Annotated in this window: 19 protein-coding genes; 6 read left to right on the plus strand and 13 right to left on the minus strand. The window is 45.9% G+C overall.

The annotated features are described in order from the left end of the window. Positions 1-112 precede the first annotated feature (112 nt). The 5 genes from treC to gmhB all read right to left on the minus strand — a co-directional run bounded on the left by treC (position 113) and on the right by gmhB (position 5,444). The gene (gene treC, locus VIC_RS03420; RefSeq protein WP_006957850.1) at positions 113-1,792 is read right to left on the minus strand and encodes an alpha,alpha-phosphotrehalase; all 1,680 of its coding nucleotides are present in this window, start codon (positions 1,790-1,792) and stop codon (positions 113-115) included. Positions 1,793-1,876: 84 nt separating this feature from the next. Then, positions 1,877-3,301 carry a PTS trehalose transporter subunit IIBC gene (treB, locus tag VIC_RS03425; protein ID WP_039951246.1) on the minus strand — a complete coding sequence of 475 codons (1,425 nt, stop codon included), beginning with the start codon at positions 3,299-3,301 and terminating at the stop codon, positions 1,877-1,879. A gap of 193 nt (positions 3,302-3,494) precedes the next feature. Continuing rightward, on the minus strand, positions 3,495-4,442 hold the full coding sequence (treR, locus tag VIC_RS03430) for a trehalose operon repressor TreR (protein WP_006957854.1): 948 nt from the start codon (positions 4,440-4,442) through the stop codon (positions 3,495-3,497). A 51-nt stretch (positions 4,443-4,493) separates the two neighbouring features. Continuing rightward, positions 4,494-4,832, minus strand: a complete 339-nt coding sequence (locus VIC_RS03435) for an MliC family protein (protein WP_038160950.1) — start codon at positions 4,830-4,832, stop codon at positions 4,494-4,496. A gap of 60 nt (positions 4,833-4,892) precedes the next feature. Further along, positions 4,893-5,444, minus strand: coding sequence for a D-glycero-beta-D-manno-heptose 1,7-bisphosphate 7-phosphatase (gene gmhB, locus VIC_RS03440; protein WP_006957858.1), 552 nt, complete (start codon positions 5,442-5,444; stop codon positions 4,893-4,895). Between the two features lie 224 nt (positions 5,445-5,668). Here gmhB and metN point away from each other — a divergent pair, with 224 nt between their 5' ends. The 3 genes from metN to VIC_RS03455 are packed head-to-tail and all read left to right on the plus strand — an operon-like array spanning position 5,669 to position 8,211. After that, positions 5,669-6,703 (plus strand): methionine ABC transporter ATP-binding protein MetN, encoded by a 1,035-nt coding sequence (gene metN / locus VIC_RS03445; RefSeq protein WP_006957861.1) that lies wholly within the window; start codon positions 5,669-5,671, stop codon positions 6,701-6,703. Beyond that, a complete protein-coding gene (locus VIC_RS03450) occupies positions 6,693-7,370 on the plus strand; it encodes a methionine ABC transporter permease (RefSeq protein WP_006957863.1) in 678 nt (225 codons plus the stop codon). Before metN ends, VIC_RS03450 begins: the two co-directional genes overlap by 11 nt. Before the next feature lie 31 nt (positions 7,371-7,401). Then, positions 7,402-8,211, plus strand: coding sequence for a MetQ/NlpA family lipoprotein (locus tag VIC_RS03455; RefSeq protein ID WP_006957865.1), 810 nt, complete (start codon positions 7,402-7,404; stop codon positions 8,209-8,211). A 75-nt stretch (positions 8,212-8,286) separates the two neighbouring features. Here the strand turns inward: VIC_RS03455 and VIC_RS03460 are convergent, their stop codons facing one another. The 4 genes from VIC_RS03460 to VIC_RS03475 form a co-directional block, all read right to left on the minus strand. After that, on the minus strand, positions 8,287-8,784 hold the full coding sequence (locus VIC_RS03460; protein ID WP_006957867.1) for a GNAT family N-acetyltransferase: 498 nt from the start codon (positions 8,782-8,784) through the stop codon (positions 8,287-8,289). A 119-nt stretch (positions 8,785-8,903) separates the two neighbouring features. After that, positions 8,904-10,490, minus strand: coding sequence for an AbgT family transporter (locus tag VIC_RS03465; RefSeq protein ID WP_006957869.1), 1,587 nt, complete (start codon positions 10,488-10,490; stop codon positions 8,904-8,906). 228 nt (positions 10,491-10,718) lie between these two features. Further along, positions 10,719-10,844 (minus strand): type B 50S ribosomal protein L36, encoded by a 126-nt coding sequence (gene ykgO, locus VIC_RS03470; RefSeq protein ID WP_005380299.1) that lies wholly within the window; start codon positions 10,842-10,844, stop codon positions 10,719-10,721. Further along, entirely contained in the window at positions 10,845-11,105 is a 261-nt protein-coding gene (locus tag VIC_RS03475; RefSeq protein ID WP_006957871.1) for a type B 50S ribosomal protein L31, read from the minus strand. Between the two features lie 116 nt (positions 11,106-11,221). Between VIC_RS03475 and tsaA the strand changes: the two genes are divergently transcribed. Further along, the gene (gene tsaA / locus VIC_RS03480; RefSeq protein WP_006957873.1) at positions 11,222-11,917 is read left to right on the plus strand and encodes a tRNA (N6-threonylcarbamoyladenosine(37)-N6)-methyltransferase TrmO; all 696 of its coding nucleotides are present in this window, start codon (positions 11,222-11,224) and stop codon (positions 11,915-11,917) included. Positions 11,918-12,028: 111 nt separating this feature from the next. Further along, the gene (locus tag VIC_RS03485) at positions 12,029-13,744 is read left to right on the plus strand and encodes a proline--tRNA ligase (protein ID WP_006957875.1); all 1,716 of its coding nucleotides are present in this window, start codon (positions 12,029-12,031) and stop codon (positions 13,742-13,744) included. 85 nt (positions 13,745-13,829) lie between these two features. Here VIC_RS03485 and VIC_RS03490 read toward each other — a convergent pair whose 3' ends face one another. Together VIC_RS03490 and lpcA are read right to left on the minus strand one after the other, a co-directional pair. Continuing rightward, positions 13,830-14,675, minus strand: a complete 846-nt coding sequence (locus tag VIC_RS03490) for a class II glutamine amidotransferase (protein ID WP_006957877.1) — start codon at positions 14,673-14,675, stop codon at positions 13,830-13,832. Positions 14,676-14,749: 74 nt separating this feature from the next. Continuing rightward, positions 14,750-15,328, minus strand: a complete 579-nt coding sequence (gene lpcA, locus VIC_RS03495) for a D-sedoheptulose 7-phosphate isomerase (protein WP_006957880.1) — start codon at positions 15,326-15,328, stop codon at positions 14,750-14,752. Positions 15,329-15,637: 309 nt separating this feature from the next. On the opposite strand from lpcA, the gene fadE reads away from it, so the two are divergent. Then, complete coding sequence (gene fadE / locus VIC_RS03500; protein ID WP_006957882.1) at positions 15,638-18,088, plus strand: acyl-CoA dehydrogenase FadE; 2,451 nt, start codon at positions 15,638-15,640, stop codon at positions 18,086-18,088. A 62-nt stretch (positions 18,089-18,150) separates the two neighbouring features. Here fadE and VIC_RS03505 read toward each other — a convergent pair whose 3' ends face one another. Next, entirely contained in the window at positions 18,151-19,398 is a 1,248-nt protein-coding gene (locus VIC_RS03505) for a TIGR03503 family protein (RefSeq protein ID WP_006957883.1), read from the minus strand. Between the two features lie 8 nt (positions 19,399-19,406). Then, entirely contained in the window at positions 19,407-20,147 is a 741-nt protein-coding gene (gene dnaQ, locus VIC_RS03510; protein ID WP_006957885.1) for a DNA polymerase III subunit epsilon, read from the minus strand. Positions 20,148-20,187: the final 40 nt, after the last annotated feature.

The raw sequence follows: 20,187 nt of genomic DNA on the forward strand, positions 1-20,187 counted from the left end.
TCAGCAAAAAGCCAGCTCATTGAGCTGGCTTTTTTCGTTTCTACTTTCCAGTTACGCATAAAAAATGCCCCGCACAAGCGAGGCAATGAAGAAAACACTATAGGGGGTGTGTTTACTCTTCAATTAAAATAATGCGTGTCTCGTAAGGACGTAGAGTTTGAGTTTGAGCAACGGATTCAGGCAAAGCGTAGTTGCCTAATACATATTTAGCACAGTCCACCTTGAAGGACTCTGGTAGTGCACATTGTGCTTCCACGCCATAATAGTTGTTGAGACAAATCAGCGTCTGTTTGGCGCTCTTACGTTGATAGCCAAAGATCTGGTCGTGATTCGGATACAGATCTTGATAGTCCCCTGTCGTGATAACTTCAATTTCTTTGCGCAATTGAATTAACTTCTGATAGAAGTAAAAAACCGAATCACTGTCATCAACGGCTTTAGCTGCGTTCACTTGAGGATAATTTTCTGCCACCGCCAACCAAGGTTGAGCCTGAGAGAAACCAGCATACTGCTCGTCATTCCATTGCATTGGTGTACGTGAGTTATCACGGGACTTCTGAGCCAGAATATCTATCATCTCTTCGTTACTGACACCTTGCTGGTTGACCATGATGTCATACATATTGGTGCTTTCCACATCACGGTATTGCTCTATCGAGCTATAGCCGGGATTGGTCATCCCAATCTCTTCCCCTTGATAAATGTATGGTGTACCTTGCATCATATGGACAGAGGCTCCCAACATTTTAGCGGATTCCACTCGATAGTTTTTGTCATCACCTAAACGGCTAACGACACGTGGCTGATCATGATTACACCAGAACAGTGCTCCCCAACCTTTGCCGTTCAATCCAGTTTGCCAATGGTTAAAGATCTGCTTTAGTTGTGAGAAATCAAAAGGCGCTTTGGTCCATTTCTCGCCATTTGGGTAATCCACTTTGAGATGGTGGAAGTTAAACACCATCGACAGTTCTTTGTTATCCAGAGAGGAATACTGCTGGCAGTGTTCCAATGTGGTAGATGACATTTCGCCAACCGTAACGCTGCCATATTTTTGGAACACAGCTTCGCTGATTTCCTGCAAGTATTCATGTACACGAGGGCCATCTGTGTAAAAGCGGCGACCGTCACCAATATCATCATTCGGGAAATCTTGCTGCTTAGAAATTAGGTTAATCACATCAAGACGGAAGCCATCCACTCCTTTCTCAGCCCAGAAGCTGATGACCTTTTTCACTTCCTCACGAACTGTCGGGTTCTCCCAATTAAGATCCGCTTGCTCTTTGGCAAAGAGGTGCAGAAAATACTGGCCTGTTTGCTCATCCATTTCCCAAGCGCTTCCGCCAAACTTGGACTGCCAGTTGTTTGGAACGTCACCTGCAACCGGATCTTTCCAAATGTAGTAATCACGGTATGGGCTACTCTTATCCCCCAGCGCAGATTGGAACCAAGCGTGCTCGGTAGAAGTGTGGTTAACGACAATGTCCATGATGATACGAATACCACGCTGGTGTGCTTCATCAAGCAGACATTCAAAATCGTCCATACTGCCAAACTGAGGGTTAATAGCGTAGTAGTCTGAGATGTCATAACCATTATCAATCATCGGAGACTGATAGACTGGTGTTAGCCAAATGGCATCAATACCGAGCAATTTTAAGTAATCGAGCTTAGAAATGATGCCCTTAATATCCCCTGTTCCTTTACTACCGCTATCACAGAAGCTCTTCGGGTAAATCTGATATATCGAAGCCGTTTTCCACCAGTTCGCATCATTTGTGATTGTTGTCATTGCTAAACTCACTTACCAAAAAATAAAAATCGAAAAAATAGCAGAAGCGATCGCCGAATTGCGATCGCTCCTTTTTGTTTGCGCTTAAGCGTTTGCAGGCTCTAGCTCACCTTTCATTTGTGCACGCTTGTAGAAGAACAGGGTCAATACTGCTGGCAGTGCAATCGCCACCAGCATTGCAATCGCGTAGATGCCCCAGAATTGTGGTTGGATAGACAAAATGCCCGGCAGGCCGCCCACCCCGATACCATTAGCCATAACACCGGCACTACCACAGATCGCTGCTGCAATAGCACTACCGATCATCGCACTCAGCATTGGGAATTTGTATTTAAGGTTAATACCGTACATCGCTGGCTCGGTGACACCTAGATAAGCAGAGATAGCCGCAGGTACTGAGATATCACGCTCACCGTGTTTCTTACTGATGATGATGATACCGACAACCGCTGATGCCTGAGCAATGTTAGACAGCGCAATCAGAGGCCAGATTGGAGTACCACCTAGGTCTTGCATCAACTGCAGATCAACAGCGTTGGTTGTATGGTGAATACCGGTAATCACTAAAGGTGCATACAGGAAGCCAAACACCATTGAGCCAATCACAGCGAAATCACCCGTCATTGCTGCTTTCGCGGCAAACGCCACACCATCACCCAATACGCGACCGAACGGGCCAATCAGAGAATGCGCCAATACAACAGAGACAATGATAGAAACAAAAGGAACAACAACCAGATATAGGTAAGAAGGAACAATACGCTTAAGGTTCGTTTCGATGAACGCCAACGCGATACCCGCTAACATGGCTGGAATAACCTGAGCCTGATAGCCCACCTTCTCGATAGCAAATAAGCCAAAGTCCCACACTTCTGGCACTTGCTTACCAATCAGGTACGCATTCATCAGCTGAGGAGAGACCAAAGTGACACCAAGCGTAATGCCGAGAATCGGTGTACCACCGAGTTTCTTCACTGTTGACCAACACACGCCAACAGGCAGGAAGAAGAAAATAGCTTCACCAATTAACCATAGGAAGCTGTGAACAGTCGCCCAGAATTGGCTGATTTCCGTCAATGATTGACCATCAAACATCTTGATGTCGCCAATCACGTTGCGGAAGCCCAAGATCAAACCACCTGTAATGATTGCTGGCAACAGTGGTACAAAGATTTCAGCAAGATGGGAGATACCACGTTCCAAAATGTTCATATTCTGACGTGCAGCCTGTTTGGATTCATCTTTCGACGCTTCAGACTTACCCGACAGTTCAATCAGAACTTTATACACTTCATCAACTTCAGTACCGACAACAACTTGAAACTGACCCGCATTAGTGAAACAGCCTTTCACCAGCGACAATGCTTCCAGTGCTTTAGTATCGGCTTTACTCGTGTCATTTAACACAAAGCGAAGGCGCGTCAGACAGTGGCTTACACTGGCGATGTTATCGCGACCGCCAACCAGTTCTATCAGACGCTCAACCTCTTGTTTCGCAATCTTACTCATATCCTTGTCCACCCTAAATTGGTTTCTCGTTCAGATCAGAACTCTCTGATCAAAAGGTTAGTTATAATTAATTTGGGAACATTCCCATTTGTATTTATTATATTGTCAAATCTATCGAAACAGATAAATGGGAACAATCCCATTAATTGAATGAGATCACAGTATAATTTTAAACCATAGAGAAAAGAGAGGCTTAACTCAGGATTGGTTCCTGAGTGAGGTGCACCAGTTCAGACTCTCCATTAAGCTGAGAAATCAATAACTTGGCAGCTCTTTCTCCAGCCTGAGCATAACCCGGGTCAATACTGAATACTCTCGGAAATAGAAAAGACAGCAGCTCATTACCACCGACACCAGTCACCATCACGTCTTCCCTATCCAACTCCTGAAGACGCTTAATTACACCAAGTGCCAAAGTATCACTGGCGCACACAATTGCCTGTGTGGTTGGATTCAACACTTTATCCACCAGCTGATAAGCACTTTCGTGATGAAGATGACCTGTTTGGTAGTTAGGGGATAATCGCCGCTCTGAACACCAATCTAAGTATGCATTGAGACGAATCTGCCCAGTAGTTCGGTCTGAAGGATCAACACCAATAAAAGCAATCTCACTCACCGATTGGCGCTGAAGGTGTTCCAGCGCACAGCGAATGACGCCTGTATTGTCGTAGTTTATTGATGAGGTTGCGTCGGTATCCATGGCAATCACCAGTGAACGATGTTGCCAACTAGAGAGACGTTCAATGTCAAAATCACTAAAGCCAAACACAATCACGCCGTCAACATTACGCCTACGCAGGACGTCGAGATGTTCATTGGTCATCTTGCGGTCGAATTGGCTTTCCATGATCACCGCGTCATAGCCGTTACTGTAGAGAACTTGCAGCATGCTGCTGACGGCTTTGTTTTCCGATGGCGAATCAAGACGCGAAATGATAACCCCAACCACTTTCTGACTACCGCCACGCATCGCTTGCGCCGACTTAGAAGGCACATAGCCAGACTCTTCAATCACACGCTCAACTTTGGCACGAGTTTCCGGTTTGACTTTAGGATCATTAGTTAACACACGGGAAACCGTAGATTTACCAACGCCAGAAAGTTTCGCAATATCAAGGATTGTCAGTTTTTTATTCATAATGCTGTGGATTCGCTCAATTGACAAAGCAGAGTGTACAGAAGATTAACGCTATTGGGTTTTACAGTTTTTGTAAACGACTCTGCCTAATTCTAACCGCGCATCATCACCTTTGGTGTGTAAAGTTACCGGATTAAGAATCGGCTTTGTTCCATTATCTAGGATGTATTTTGCACCAGAACCAGATGGGACCTGAGTGAGGCGGTAGTCATGTTTAGGCAAACGTAAAAGCGCTGCTTGCTCTTCAATCAGATAGGCGACCTCAAACTGCTTGTTTGATTCACACTGGTAGGTCACGAATTGATAAGTGTCATCTGCTTCGCGCTCAATCGCTGAGTGGCTGCAACCAAATAGTGTCGTTCCAGCCAGAAACGCTAACAAAGCATTCATTTTCATCCAAACTCTCCAATAGAAAAAAGGCCGCCTCAAGCGACCTCTTTTCTCGATAATTTACTTCGCTAAGTAGGCAGGGACTTCTTTGATACTGTCCAGTACAACAGAGGCAATCGCCTCACCTTTTTCCGTAACAGGCTTGCCAGTACGTACTAAAATACGCGTACCCACTTCAGCGGCTTCTGCGGCCATCATATCCTCAGCCTTGTCGCCGACCATAACAGAATTCGCCATATCGATTTTGAGAAAGTCACGAGCAGAAATGAACATGCCTGGCTTAGGTTTACGGCAATTGCAATCTTCTTTGTACTTACCCTGACCATGTTCTGCATGGTGTGGACAATAGTAGAAGCCATCAAATTCAACGCCATGATCAACAAAGTTCCAATCCATCCACTGCGTTAGTGAAAGGAAACGATCTTCACTGAATTTATCACGAGCAATCCCTGACTGGTTGGTCACCAATACAAGCATATAGCCCATCTCTTTGAGCTTTTTCGTCGCTTCAAACACGCCATCAATAAATTCAAAGTCGTGCTCGTCATGAACATATCCGTGGTCGACGTTGATTACGCCATCACGATCCAAAAAGACTGCTGGTTTCGCCAAAATTTGCTTCTCTGTCTACTATTTATTACCAGAATTATTACACGCTTTATTTCTTTCATCACTATCTAATTACTAATCTGTTTGATTGAAATGAACGTTTAGACGTCTAGCCGTAAAAATATCTATTGACACAATTAATGCAAAGCCATAGCATCCTCTACTAAATGAGAGGTAGTTCAAAATTATCTACTTTTTCCCAAAGCAGTCTGATAGCGGATTTCTCGATGATAGAAATTAATCAAGTAAACAAGGTATTTCTTCAAGGAAGCAAAGAAATACATGCCCTGAAGGACATCAACCTTCATATCCCACAGGGGACGATATTCGGTGTAATTGGCTCATCAGGAGCAGGGAAAAGTACGCTTATTCGATGTGTCAATATGCTGGAAGCGCCAACGTCGGGCTCTATCATTGTTGACGGTATTGATCTTACTAAGCAGTCCAAATCAGAACTGAGTGAAACGCGCCGTAACATCGGCATGATCTTCCAGCATTTTAACCTGCTATCTTCACGTACTGTGTTCGATAATGTTGCTCTACCCCTAGAGCTTGCAGGCAAAGATAAGGCTCAAATCGATGAGAAAGTCACCGAACTGCTCAAATTGGTAGGCCTCTCTGATAAACAAGAAAGCTACCCTTCTAACCTGAGTGGTGGCCAAAAGCAGCGTGTGGCTATCGCACGAGCTCTGGCTTCTGATCCAAAAGTATTGCTGTGTGACGAGGCAACCAGCGCTTTGGACCCTGCGACAACGCAGTCTATTCTCGAACTGCTTAAAGAGATTAACCGTAAGCTGAATATCACTATGCTGCTCATCACCCACGAAATGGACGTGGTAAAGAGTATCTGCCATGAAGTGGCGATCATTGGTGGCGGAGAACTGGTTGAGAAAGGCACGGTAGGTGAAATCTTTGCCCACCCGAAAACAGAGCTGGCTCATGAGTTCATCCGTTCTACGCTTGATCTATCTATCCCTGATGATTATCAGGCACGCCTGCAAGAGACTCGTGTTGAAGGTAGCTACCCATTAGTTCGACTTGAGTTTACTGGTGCAACTGTAGACGCGCCACTCGTCAGCCAGATCGCGCGTAAATTCAATATTGATGTCAGCATTCTAAGTTCTGATCTTGATTACGCCGGTGGCGTTAAATTCGGCATGATGGTCGCTGAGCTGTTTGGTAACGAGCAAGATGACAACGCGGCAATCGAATTCCTCCGTGAACACAATGTAAAAGTAGAGGTACTGGGTTATGTCCTTTAACACAATTTCTGAGTGGCTGAGCCTTAACAGTAACCTTTTAATCGGTGCGACTTGGGAAACCATCTACATGGTCGCAGTGGCAGGTATTGTTGGCTTTGCCGTTGGTATTCCACTGGGCGTTATTCTTCATACAACGAAGAAAGGTGGCCTACTTGAGAACACCAAACTTAATAGCATTCTAGGCGCTGTCGTCAACGTTGGCCGCTCAGTGCCATTCCTAGTATTAATGGTTGCCATCATTCCAGTCACTAAAATTCTGGTCGGCACTTTTATTGGTACTACAGCAGCTATCGTACCGTTGACTATCGGCGCGATCCCATTTGTTGCTCGCCTTATTGAAGGTGCTTTGTTGGAAGTACCAACAGGCTTAGTGGAAGCGGCTCAATCGATGGGCGCTACTCCGATGCAAATCATCAACAAGGTTCTGCTTCCTGAAGCAATGCCAACGATAGTGAACTCAGTCACCATCACGTTGGTCACTTTAGTCAGCTATTCAGCCATGGCCGGAACGGTTGGTGGCGGCGGCTTAGGTGATGTCGCCATTCGTTACGGCTTCCATCGCTATGATGTAGTTATCATGGCAGTAACCGTGGTGATGCTTATTGTTTTGGTACAAATCATTCAGTCTATCGGTGATGCAATTGTGCGCCGCGTCGATCACAGATAATAAATTTACAGATACGAATAAGGAGAAAGTCATGAAATTTGGATTAAAAGGTCTACTCGCCATCGCAGCAGTTGCTTCTGCACTTGTCCTATCAGGATGTGGTGAAAAGCAAGCAGATACTAGCAAGATTAAAGTTGGTGTTATGGCGGGAGCTGAAGCTCAAGTAGCAGAAGTCGCAGCTAAAGTTGCAAAAGAAAAATACGGTCTGGATGTAGAGCTAGTGACTTTCACAGATTACGTAACGCCAAACGCAGCTTTGGATGATGGTTCTATCGACATCAACGCGTTCCAGCACAAACCATACCTAGATCAGCAAGTGACTGACCGTGGCTACAAGCTAACGATTGCTGGTAATACGTTTGTTTACCCTATCGCGGGTTACTCTAAGCAAGTGAAATCGGTTGATGAAATTCAAGACGGTGCACGTATCGCAGTGCCAAACGATCCAACTAACTTAGGTCGATCTCTACTGCTTCTTGAACAGCAAGGCCTGCTTAAACTACGCGACGGTGTTGGCCTCCTAGCAACTGTGCGTGATATCGCAGAGAACCCAAAAAACATCACCATTGTTGAGCTAGATGCCGCTCAGCTTCCTCGTTCTCTTGACGATGTAGCTCTGTCTATCATCAACACGACTTACGCAAGCTCAATTAACCTGACACCACAAAAAGATGGCGTATTTGTTGAAGACAAAGAGTCTCCATACGTAAACCTGATTGTTGCGCGTGAAGATAACGTCGAAGCTGAAAACGTACAAAACTTCGTTAAGTCTTACCAGACAGACGAAGTATACACAGCCGCTTCAGACATCTTTAAAGGTGGCGTAGTTAAGGGTTGGTAATCACTTACTCGCCGAATTAAACAAGGGCTGACGTTACTGCGTCAGCCCTTTTTCTTTCCTCTTTTTGATTATTGTTCAAAGGAACTTCTCAATCAGCACTTCATCTATGTACTGACCTTGCACATAAGCGTGCTTCTTTGCCGTCCCTATCACTTCAAAGCCCTGATTAAGATACGCCGCTAACGCCGTTAGATTATCTTCTCTAACGTAAGCAAACAGCTTTTCGTATCCCTTATTTTTTGCCGCTGCAAACGTCTCAGCAAATAGACGGCTGGCGATCTTCATCCCTCGAAACTGCTCATCCACATAGGTCCCGATAATTCCAACATGGGCAAAGGCCTGAGTATAGGACGCGAACGGCTCTACATTCTGAAACCCTAGAACCTGTTGATTCTCTGATATGGCAACATTGAAGACACCTCGCTCAGGAAACTGGCGTATAAAAGCCTGCTCTTCGGCAAGTGAAAACGGGGTATCAATCACGGTAAATTTGCCTTGCTCAATAATTGGATTTAATACACCACGAACACCATCAGCATCCTCGATTTTGACTTCTCTAATTGTTACTTCCATTGGCACTCTCATCACCCTTATCCACTAGAAATCGCAAGTTGTGCAATGTTAGGTCTACTCACAATACCAAAAACAAAAAACCGGAGCACTTGGCTCCGGTTTTGTCGTTCGATAATACGTTATGGTGTGTAGTAAGTTGCTGCGCCAGGACCAACTGGCAAGCCAAATACGAATACCCATAGATAGAACAGTAGACTCCAACCCACAATAAAGCAGATTGAGTAAGGCAACATGGTCGCAATCAGCGTACCGATACCTAGGTTCTTCATGTAGCGCGATGCAACAGCCAGAATCAGACCAAAGTAGCTCATCATTGGTGTAATGATGTTGGTCGTAGAGTCACCGATACGGTATGCCGCTTGAATCGTTTCAGGCGCGTAACCGACTAGCATCAGCATAGGTACGAAGATTGGTGCAGTCACAGCCCATTGTGCAGAAGCTGAGCCGATCATCAGGTTGATGAAGCCACACATCAGAATGAAGGCGAAGAACAACATAGGGCCTGTCAAACCAATGCTCTGTAGGAAGTCTGCACCTGCTACCGCGAACACCTGACCAAAGTTAGTCCACTTGAAGAACGCAACAAATTGAGCCGCGAAGAACACCAGTACAATGTACATACCCATTGAAGACATTGACTTAGACATCGCATCAATCACGTCGCGATCGTTCTTCATTGTGCCAACTACCTTACCGTAAACAAGGCCAGGGATAGCAAAGAAGACAAAGATGAAAGCAACGATACTTTTCAGGAATGGAGACCCCGCAACCGTGCCTGCGTCTGAACGAAGAATTCCATCTGCTGGAACGATTGTCCAAGCAAGTAGAGCAGAAACCGCAAGTACCGCTAGGCCAGCCATTTTCAGACCTTTCTTCTCAACGTCTGTCAGCTTGCCCATTGAATCGTTGGACAAATCTTCTGACGCTTCTTCTTCGTTGTATTTACCTAATTTAGGCTCAACGATTTTCTCCGTTACGAAGGCACCCATACCAGCGATGAAGAAAGTAGAAACAAACATGAAGTACCAGTTAACTTCTGGGCCAACAGTGTAAGTCGGGTCGATCATTTGTGCTGCAGTTTCTGTAATACCAGAAAGCAGTGGATCAACGGTACCGATTAGTAAGTTTGCTGAATAGCCGCCCGATACACCTGCAAATGCAGCTGCCAGACCCGCAAGAGGGTGACGACCTAAAGAGTGGAACAGCATAGCCGCTAGTGGGATAAGTACCACATAGCCTAGCTCAGATGCCGTATTAGAAATGATACCAGCAAATACTACCGTGACAGTGACCATGCTTTTCGAAGCACCCATCACCAAACCACGCATTGCAGCAGACAGTAGACCTGAATATTCAGCAACCGCGACACCTAGTAGTGCAACTAATACAGTGCCCAATGGCGCGAAGCCGACAAAGTTTTTAACCAGATTGGTAACAATTAACTCAAGACCGTCAGCATTTAATAAGCTAACAACCTGAATCATACCGTCAGCCGCACGACCAGGTGCGCCTTCCGGACGAGGGTCTGCCACCGCCACTTCAAAGTAACCAGCAATACCGGAAGCTACTAATATAGCAACACAGAAGATGGCGAAAAGTGTGATCGGGTGGGGTAACAGGTTCCCCAAATATTCGACTGTATCTAAGAAGCGCGTAAATATCGGCCTCTTAGGCGAGTTTTGTTTAATCGAAGCAGATGAACTCATCTGTTCCCTCCTTGTAGTTATTCCTGCGCGTCATTGTGACGAGCTGCCACAAAACTCGCGCAGGTTACTCGACAAAGAGGTCAATTAGAAATCGGAAATGTAATAAAGTGTTATCCAGATCATTATATTTAACGCTAAAAAAACAAAAAACCAGCAGTTTCATCCACATATATAACAATCATTAGAATTATAAATTACATAGAATCATCGAAATTTATAATGTATTCACTATTTTTGGACAGCTTTGAATCTGGGATTAGTTTTACATATTACGTATAACCGTCCTCTTCTTTTTACAATCTGACAATCAGGGTGGCGGCTCTTGGCACTTTTCAGAGACTTCACGACTTTCATTTACTTATCTCCTTTCGAGAATTGGCCAAATCGACGCTTGAAGTTAGCTACTCGACCTTCCTGATGAATAACACGCTGTTTGCCGGTATAGAAAGGATGGGATTTTGATGAAACTTCAATCGTAAAGTACGGATACGTCTTGCCATCTTTCCACTCGATCGTGCGTTGTGTTTGCAGCGTTGAGCCAATCAAGAAGTACTCATCAATACTTGTGTCATGAAAAACGACGGTTCTGTATTCAGGGTGAATATTAGGTTGCATAGTTACCTCACTATAAACTGTTATGTTATAACATAATAAATGATAATCATTATCAAAAGGTTTTACTACCCTTTTTGTGATACTTTTTGCGAATCACTGTATTTGAGAGAAAACAAATGTATTCTGTAGAGCCGATTGGTTTTATTGAAAGTCCTTATAAAGAGAAGTTTGCCGTACCAAGGCAGCCTAGACTGGTGCCTGAGGCAAAAGCGAGACTTCGTTTAGTGGGCGATGCAAATTGTGCAGAAGCGATCAGAGGCATCGAGCAGTTTAGCCACCTATGGCTGCTGTTTATGTTCGATCAGAATTTGCAGGCCGGATGGAAGCCGACAGTACGCCCACCAAGATTAGGCGGAAACGAACGCATTGGTGTGTTCGCATCACGCTCGACATTCAGACCAAACGGGATTGGCATGTCTGCGGTGGAACTCAAAGGCATGTCACAGTGTGGTGACCAATTTTATATCGAGCTTGGAAGTGTTGACTTAGTTGATGGTACCCCTGTTATCGACGTCAAACCTTACATCGAATACTCAGATGCTATTACTGATAGCAGTAACGGCTATGCCGACGAAGCGCCGTCCACCTCAGAAGTCGTATTCACCGATAGCGCGTTAGCGACACTCAGCCTCCTTCCTGACAGCCAACACGTCACTTTGGTTATTGAACAAGTGCTGGCTCAAGATCCTCGTCCCGCTTATAAGAAGAATAAGCCCGACAATAAGGAATACGCGGTAAATCTATTCGATCTGAACGTGAAATTTCGTGTTGAAGGCAACTTAGTGACGGTTACGACCATTGAACGCTTTTGACAAAGCCAATTGGCTGATATTATAGGCGGCTAACTATTTTCCCTTGATGGGATCTCTTTACTCGAGCTCGTTCTGGCTAGAGTATCTAACTTAAATAAACGGATAAATTTAATGCGTACCAGTAATTATCTTCTTTCTACTCTGAAGGAGACTCCAAACGACGCAGAAGTAGTGAGCCACCAGCTCATGCTACGTGCAGGTATGATCCGTAAGCTGGCTTCAGGTCTATACACCTGGCTACCTACCGGTCTACGTGTACTGCGTAAAGTCGAAAACATCGTTCGTCAGGAAATCGACAATGCAGGTGCAGTCGAAACTTTGATGCCCGTTGTTCAGCCGTTTGAACTATGGGAAGAGACAGGCCGCAGCGAAAAGATGGGTCCTGAGCTACTTCGCTTTACTGACCGTCATACTCGTCCGTTTGTTCTTAGCCCTACCGCTGAAGAAGTCATCACTAGCCTTGTGCGCAATGAAGTAAGCTCTTACAAGCAGTTACCGCTAAACCTGTACCAAATTCAAACTAAGTTCCGTGATGAGCGCCGCCCACGTTTCGGCGTAATGCGTGCACGTGAATTCTGCATGATGGATGCGTACAGCTTTGATATCGATAAAGAAGGTCTGCAGAAGTCTTACGATGCAATGCACGATGCTTACTGTAAAGCGTTTGACCGCATGGGTCTTGAGTACCGTCCGGTACTGGCTGACTCTGGCGCAATCGGCGGCAGCGGTTCTCAAGAGTTCCACGTACTAGCAGAAAGCGGTGAAGATCTGATCGCATTCTCTACTGAATCGGATTACGCAGCGAACATCGAAAAAGCTGAAGCGCTAGCTCTGGCTGACGAAGCTGCTGCTCCAACTCAAGAGATGGAACTTGTTGATACACCAAACGCGAAAACCATCGCAGAGTTAGTCGAGCAACACGGTCTAGCAATTGAGAAAACCGTTAAGACTCTATTTGTTAAGGCGTCTGATGAAGTTGAAGCTGACCTAATTGCGCTTATCATCCGTGGCGACCACGAACTGAACGAAGTGAAAGCGGAAAACCTTCCTCAAGTTGCAGCTCCTCTAGAGATGGCAACAGAAGAAGAGATCCGTGGTCTAATCGGTGCTGGCCCTGGCTCACTAGGCCCTGTGGGTCTTGAACTGCCATTCATCGTTGATCGCTCTGTAGCAGTCATGAGTGACTTTGGCGCGGGCGCTAACATTGACGGCAAACACTACTTCGGTATCAACTGGGGTCGTGATGTTGAGCTAAGCCAAGTTGAAGATTTGCGTAACGTAGTTGAAGGCGATCCAAGCCCTTGTGGTAAAGGTACTATCGCACTAAAACGTGGTATCGAAGTGGGTCACATCTTCCAGCTAGGTAACGTTTACTCACAAGCCATGAACTGTGGAGTTCTTGGTCCAGACGGTAAGAACGTTATTCTAGAGATGGGTTGTTACGGCATTGGTGTTTCCCGTGTTGTTGCTTCTGCGATTGAGCAAAATCATGACAAGTACGGCATCATATGGCCAGACGCACTAGCACCTTTCCAAGTGGCTATCGTTCCTATGAACATGCACAAGTCAGAAGAAGTAAAAGAAGCGGCTGAGAAGCTGTATGCTGAACTGACGGCGATGGGCATCGAAGTACTATTCGATGACCGTAAAGAGCGCCCGGGTGTTATGTTCTCTGATATGGAACTTATCGGTATCCCTCACACTATCGTGATCGGCGATCGTTCGATGAAAGAAGGAAACTTTGAGTACAAGAACCGCCGCACTGGTGACAAGACACCTGTTGCGATGGCTGACATCGTTGAACACATTAAAGCTCAACTGGCTTAAGTTGATTAACGCTTAAAAACAGAAAGGCTGATGCATTGCATCAGCCTTTTTTACTTGGAGTTTCCATCAAGCCCAATCTGTTGTCTCACTCCAACGGCTCAGTTGGCGCCTGACTTTCGACCTTTTTCGGAGCAAATGGCACGTCAATGAGCTCATCGGCATTGCCATCGATAATTTCACCAAAATGTAAAATGCCAAATTCCCCAGGCTTCATTCGATGCCACTCTTCATTATCAGTTAGCGGCTGCGTCGCGATAACTGAAACCACGTCATTGGGTGTCGTTTCTTCCTGAAAATTAATCTCGACGTCTTCATCAATTAAAGAAGCTTTACCAAATGGAGCACGACGAGTAATCCAGTAGAGATGGTTGGTACAATACGTCATGACATATTCACCATCTGACAACAGCATGTTGAACACCCCTTTACTTTTCAGGGTTTCACAACATTTCGCCACAAAGCGGAACACACCAATCATATCCTGAGGCGGCTCTGGAAATCGGTCTTCCATCTGCTTAAGCAACCAACAGAAAGCTAATTCACTGTCTGTCTGACCCACAGGTCGATGACGCCCCGTATGCAGATCCTGATAACCAGACAGCTGACCATTGTGAGCAAAAGTCCAATAGCGTCCCCACAATTCTCGGGTAAATGGATGCGTGTTCTCTAGATTGACACCTCCACGATTCGCCTGACGAATATGGCTGACTATTGCGCAGCTTTTGATCGGATAATTCTGAACCAATTCAGCAATTTTAGACTTGCAGCTTGGGTTCGGATCTTTAAACGTCCGAAAACCTTTACCTTCATAGAAAGTGATCCCCCAGCCATCGCGATGAGGGCCGGTATTGCCACCACGCTGCATCAAGCCAGTAAAACTGAAACAAATGTCTGTCGGTACATTGGCGCTCATTCCGAGCAATTCACACATGGTTTATAAAACTCCCTTGCACTACCTAAGTGCCAGCTTAAACAACACTGGCACTTGCTAAACCAGTTTGAAAATTACTTTTCCATTTCCTTTTCGATCAACTGAATCACAATGTGGATGATCTTAATGTGGATCTCTTGAATACGGTCAGCGTAACCAAAATGAGGAACACGAATTTCGATATCCGCCAAGCCCGCCATCTTACCGCCATCTTTGCCAGTCAGAGCAATCGTCTTCATGCCTTTGGCCTGAGCGGCTTCAATCGCTTTAAGAATGTTACCAGAGTTGCCCGATGTCGACAGACCAAACAAAACATCGCCTTTCGCACCAACTGCTTCTACGTAACGAGAGAACACATACTCGTAACCAAAGTCGTTACTTACACAAGATAGGTGGCTTGGATCTGAGATAGCGATACCTGGTAAACCCGGGCGATTTTCACGGTAACGACCTGTCAGCTCTTCAGCGAAGTGCATAGCGTCACAGTGTGAGCCGCCGTTACCACAAGAAAGCACCTTGCCACCCTGCTTAAATGAGTCAGCGAGCATCTTCGCCGCCGCTTCGATTTGCGCAATGTTACTTTCATCGCTAAGGAATTTATTCAGTACGTCAGCAGCTTCGGTAAGTTCGTTTTTAATCAGATCCTGGTACATAGGTTTTTCTCTAATTATTTTGTATTAAAAAGGCCGACGCTTATCGTCGCCAAGGTTATAGTCAGAGTTTACTCAAACAATTCTCACTGTCGATAGCTGCCCGCAAACAATTGCGTCTTTATTCCGTTTCTGCACTATCAAAAAGCGCTTGCCTCTTCATTTTTAGAACTTTCACTCTACCAAGATCACTTTTTGAACACATTTGGGTTTTACATTTCTTTAATATTTTGATTACACTTTAACTGGTATGACCTCTTACTAGATAACGGCGTAACCTGAATATCAAGCGCCGAACAAGGAACATTAACTATGGACATCTTGCTCTCTATACTTGGATTTGCTGCAGTTCTGGCGATCTGTCTCTACCATCGCACTTCGCTGGTGAAGTCGATTGCTGCTCTTACCGCCACTCTGGCAGTGCTTTCTATACTTGGCACCGCAGGCTCACTCAGCTGGATTCTTTTCATCGCAGCTACTGCGGTAATCGCGATTCCTTCCGTTCGCCAATCTCTGATCAGTCAAAAAGCGCTGACTTTATTTAAAAAAGTCTTACCAGCGATGTCGCAAACGGAAAAAGAAGCTCTCGATGCTGGTACCGTTTGGTGGGAAGCCGAGCTGTTCAAAGGCAAGCCAGACTGGAACAAACTGCATGCAATTCAAAACCCTCAACTCACTGCCGAGGAACAAGCGTTTCTTGACGGTCCAGTAAACGAGGTTTGCGCAATGGTGAATGATTACCAAGTGACGCACGAACTGGCAGATTTACCCCCTGAAGTCTGGCAGTACCTCAAAGACAACAAATTCTTCGCCATGATCATCAAAAAGAAATACGGTGGTTTAGAGTTTTCTGCTTATGCCCAGTCCTTAGTACTACAGAAATTGACCGGCGTGTCTGGCGTTCTTTCTTCTACCGTTGGTGTACCTAACTCTTTAGGCCCAGGTGAATTACTTCAACATTACGGTACGACAGATCAAAAAGATTACTACCTACCTCGCCTTGCAGAAGGTAAAGAAATCCCTTGTTTCGCCCTAACCAGCCCTGAAGCTGGTTCTGATGCGGGTTCCATTCCTGACTTCGGCGTGGTGTGTAAAGGCAAGTGGGAAGGCAAAGAAGTCCTAGGTATGCGCTTAACCTGGAACAAGCGCTACATTACCTTAGCGCCTGTAGCTACGGTTCTGGGCCTTGCCTTTAAACTGCGTGACCCTGAAGGCTTACTTGGTGAACAGGAAGAACTGGGCATCACCTGTGCTCTGATCCCTACCCACCTTAAAGGTGTTGAGATTGGTAACCGCCATTTTCCACTGAACGTTCCTTTCCAAAACGGACCAACTCGTGGTGAGGACTTGTTTGTTCCACTCGACTTCATCATCGGTGGCCCTAAGATGGCTGGCCAAGGCTGGCGTATGCTGGTTGAATGTCTGTCAGTTGGCCGTGGTATCACACTGCCTTCAAACTCTACAGGTGGTATTAAAACGGCAGCGCTTGCTACAGGGGCTTATGCTCGTATTCGCCGCCAGTTCAAACAGCCAATCGGTCAGATGGAAGGTGTGGAAGAGCCATTAGCGCGTCTGGGTGGCAACGCCTACGTGATGGATGCAGCCAGTAACCTAACTGTCGCAGGTATTGATTTGGGCGAAAAACCTTCCGTTATCTCCGCGATTGTAAAATACCACTGTACCCACCGAGGTCAGCAGAGCATCATCGATGCCATGGACATTGTGGGCGGTAAAGGTATCTGTATGGGGCCTTCGAACTTCCTAGCACGTGGCTACCAAGGCGCACCTATTGCTGTAACCGTTGAAGGGGCAAACATCTTAACCCGCTCAATGATCATCTATGGTCAAGGTGCTATCCGTTGCCATCCTTACGTTCTTGAAGAGATGAATGCGGCTTATTCAGACGCTTCTGATGCACTAGATAAGTTTGATGCTGCACTTGCAGGCCACATCAGCTTCACAATGAGCAATCTGGTACGCAGCTTCTGGCTAGGTCTCACTGATGGCCGTTTCTCATCCGCACCAGTCAAAGACACTACTACTCGCTACTACCAGCAGCTTAACCGCTACAGTGCGAACATTGCATTCCTGTCAGATATTTCAATGGCCGTGTTAGGTGGTTCGCTGAAACGTAAAGAGCGTTTATCAGCACGTCTGGGTGATATTCTCAGCCAGCTTTACCTCAGCTCAGCAACACTCAAACGTTATGAGAGCGATGGCCGTATCGCCGACGATCTTCCACTGGTTCACTGGGGACTACAAGATAGCCTGAAGCAGACAGAAGAAGCGATTGATGAATTCCTAGCTAACTTTCCGAACAAATGGCTGGGCAAAGTGCTACGCGTGATGATCTTGCCATTTGGTCGAGTGCGTAAAGCGCCAAGCGATAAGATTGATAGCCAAGTTGCTCAGATTCTTCAAACACCGTCAGCGACACGTGATCGATTGGGTCGCAACCAATACTTCCAGGCGAGCGAGTTCAATGCCGCAGGTAAGATTGAAGAGGCACTGCACATCATTCTTGAGGCTGAGCCGGTATTTAAGAAAGTCTGTAAAGCCATCAACGAACGACGTCCATTCCTACGTCTCGACTTAATCGCAGACATTGGCTTAGAAAAAGGCATTATCGATTCTGCGGATGCACAACTACTGCGCAAAGCAGAAGAGCATCGCTTATATGCCATTAACGTGGATGATTTTGACTCAAAGGACTTAGCTGCCAAGCCGCTAGAGATAACACCTCAGATGGATGAAGTGGCATAACGTTCACACTGACTAAAAAGGGCTGCCAAGTTGGCAACCCTTTTTTGAGGTAACCACGAATCTTATTTCTTCGGCATCTCTAATTGCATTTCAGGCATCATTTCTTTCTTAGCTCTTAACTTACGCATCACAAACCAAACCGCTAAACCAAGAATAATCATCACAACATTTCCGACCCCAATCATAATGAAGGTTCGAGTGCGTTTTTCTTCTCGCATTTGAATCAAACGCATTTCTTCCATCAGCTTCTGTTGCATCATGCGTTCTTCTTCCTGCAGTCGACGCGTTTCTGCAAAATCAATTTCTTCAAGCACACTATAAGTATGTTCTTTGATTGGAAACACCAGTGGGCGGCCGGAGCCCATTTCAGTCGCAAACACCTGCCCCATCCAAGAATAATTGCCGATTTCGCCGTTATAAGGGATGGTCAGTACCACTTTTTCTGATTCTTCTGAGGCGCTTTCCGCCGCCGAGATTTCGCTATTATCTGGAGACTTGTGCTCAATCTGGGCTGCCAAACTGCCCGGCTGAATCATCCCCTGCTCCCCAGAGAAAACCACTTGGTGATCTTTCCCTTCTTCTCGGCTTTGAATAAAAGTGGTTTCAATCGGTGTTGGATAAATCAGCACTTCCTGCTCCTGAGCACGGAGGAACACACCATTGCCTGATGTAATGCGTACACGATATTTGCCCGGTTCTGGGGATATGTTCAAAGAAACCGTAAATACACCATCCCCTGCCACTTCATCCAATCCACGGCCATCATCAGCAAACTCACCAATCGTGTAGGGAATTGGTCTTGCTTCCTTGATCAGTTCCTCTTCGTTTTCTACATACTTGGTAAAAGTGACCATCAGCTTGACTCGTTCAAGGAAGTCTCTGAGCACCAAAGGTTTGCCATCCGCCGTCAAGCGAGCGGTAAATTTAATTTCTTCATTTTGAAATAGCCGTGTCGGCATGGTATCCGTCGACAATTCAAGGTGGGAGATAAGAATGATTTTATTCTTAGGTGTGATTTTGCCTATTGCCTGCCAAGGACCGGGCATGGGATTGTCAATCGAGATGATGTCCATGGACGATTCTTGATACCAACGGACATTGTCTGGGCTGCGCCAGGCGTAGTACTTTTTACCATCCGGGCGTACCAGAACGACCGGACGTGAGCGCTCCGCACGATAGATAACAAAGGTAATTTGTTTAATGGTTGGGTCTACTCGAAAACGGTTGTCGAGCAGCGACATTGAGGATTCCTCAGCATAACCAAAGGTACTGACCAACAAGCCCAGCAGGGCAAACCAAATCCTCAACATTCCTTCTCCTATTGACGCCAGAGGCAGCTTCCGCTCTTCTCCACCAGATCCAATCTATTTTGATGTGCTTCTAGTTCATCGGCCGTTGCACGGATAACCTTTAGTGATTTTCGACCACCAGCTGCACGTTTTATTGACTCGCCTCCCACATTGCCGTCTGCGTTGCCAGAATTAAATTGCAGTGATGTCTGGCCACCTGTCATCAACAGATAGACGTCAGCCAGAATCTCCGCATCGAGCAATGCCCCGTGGAGGGTACGGTGCGAGTTATCTATACCATAGCGGTCACATAGCACATCAAGGTTGTTTCGCTTACCTGGGAAGATTTTCTTCGCCATGGCAAGGGTATCGGTCACCTTACAGTAGTCATCCGTCTTACCAATGCCGGGATCGAGCATATTGAACTCGTAATCCATAAAGCCGGTATCGAAGGGCGCGTTGTGAGCGACTAATTCAGCGCCTTTAATAAACTCGAGAAATTCCTTATGGACATCCTGATACTCTGGTTTGTCGACCAGAAACTCGTCAGTGATACCGTGAACTTCGACCGCGTCAGGCTGAATTTCGCGATCGGGTTTGATGTAAACATGAAAATGACGTCCGGTCAGTTTACGGTTGATGATTTCCACCGCACCGATTTCGATAATACGGTGCCCTTGATAATGAGGCCCGCCTTCACGGTTCATACCTGTAGTTTCGGTATCGAGTACCACGATACGATTGTGGTTGGAATTGTTGCTGGTATTCATAACAAATTGTGTGTCAGACTATGCCAATAATGTGCTTAAC

This window comes from Vibrio coralliilyticus ATCC BAA-450, from assembly GCF_000176135.1.
Lineage (GTDB): Bacteria > Pseudomonadota > Gammaproteobacteria > Enterobacterales > Vibrionaceae > Vibrio > Vibrio coralliilyticus.

Coding starts and splice junctions, on each gene's coding strand:
- treC (WP_006957850.1), bottom strand. CDS start 1,792: ATGACAACAATCACAAATGATGCGAACTGGTGGAAAACGGCTTCGATA.
- treB (WP_039951246.1), bottom strand. CDS start 3,301: ATGAGTAAGATTGCGAAACAAGAGGTTGAGCGTCTGATAGAACTGGTT.
- treR (WP_006957854.1), bottom strand. CDS start 4,442: ATGAATAAAAAACTGACAATCCTTGATATTGCGAAACTTTCTGGCGTT.
- VIC_RS03435 (WP_038160950.1), bottom strand. CDS start 4,832: ATGAATGCTTTGTTAGCGTTTCTGGCTGGAACGACACTATTTGGTTGC.
- metN (WP_006957861.1), top strand. CDS start 5,669: ATGATAGAAATTAATCAAGTAAACAAGGTATTTCTTCAAGGAAGCAAA.
- VIC_RS03450 (WP_006957863.1), top strand. CDS start 6,693: ATGTCCTTTAACACAATTTCTGAGTGGCTGAGCCTTAACAGTAACCTT.
- VIC_RS03455 (WP_006957865.1), top strand. CDS start 7,402: ATGAAATTTGGATTAAAAGGTCTACTCGCCATCGCAGCAGTTGCTTCT.
- VIC_RS03460 (WP_006957867.1), bottom strand. CDS start 8,784: ATGGAAGTAACAATTAGAGAAGTCAAAATCGAGGATGCTGATGGTGTT.
- VIC_RS03465 (WP_006957869.1), bottom strand. CDS start 10,490: ATGAGTTCATCTGCTTCGATTAAACAAAACTCGCCTAAGAGGCCGATA.
- ykgO (WP_005380299.1), bottom strand. CDS start 10,844: ATGAAAGTCGTGAAGTCTCTGAAAAGTGCCAAGAGCCGCCACCCTGAT.
- VIC_RS03475 (WP_006957871.1), bottom strand. CDS start 11,105: ATGCAACCTAATATTCACCCTGAATACAGAACCGTCGTTTTTCATGAC.
- tsaA (WP_006957873.1), top strand. CDS start 11,222: ATGTATTCTGTAGAGCCGATTGGTTTTATTGAAAGTCCTTATAAAGAG.
- VIC_RS03485 (WP_006957875.1), top strand. CDS start 12,029: ATGCGTACCAGTAATTATCTTCTTTCTACTCTGAAGGAGACTCCAAAC.
- VIC_RS03490 (WP_006957877.1), bottom strand. CDS start 14,675: ATGTGTGAATTGCTCGGAATGAGCGCCAATGTACCGACAGACATTTGT.
- lpcA (WP_006957880.1), bottom strand. CDS start 15,328: ATGTACCAGGATCTGATTAAAAACGAACTTACCGAAGCTGCTGACGTA.
- fadE (WP_006957882.1), top strand. CDS start 15,638: ATGGACATCTTGCTCTCTATACTTGGATTTGCTGCAGTTCTGGCGATC.
- VIC_RS03505 (WP_006957883.1), bottom strand. CDS start 19,398: ATGTTGAGGATTTGGTTTGCCCTGCTGGGCTTGTTGGTCAGTACCTTT.
- dnaQ (WP_006957885.1), bottom strand. CDS start 20,147: ATGAATACCAGCAACAATTCCAACCACAATCGTATCGTGGTACTCGAT.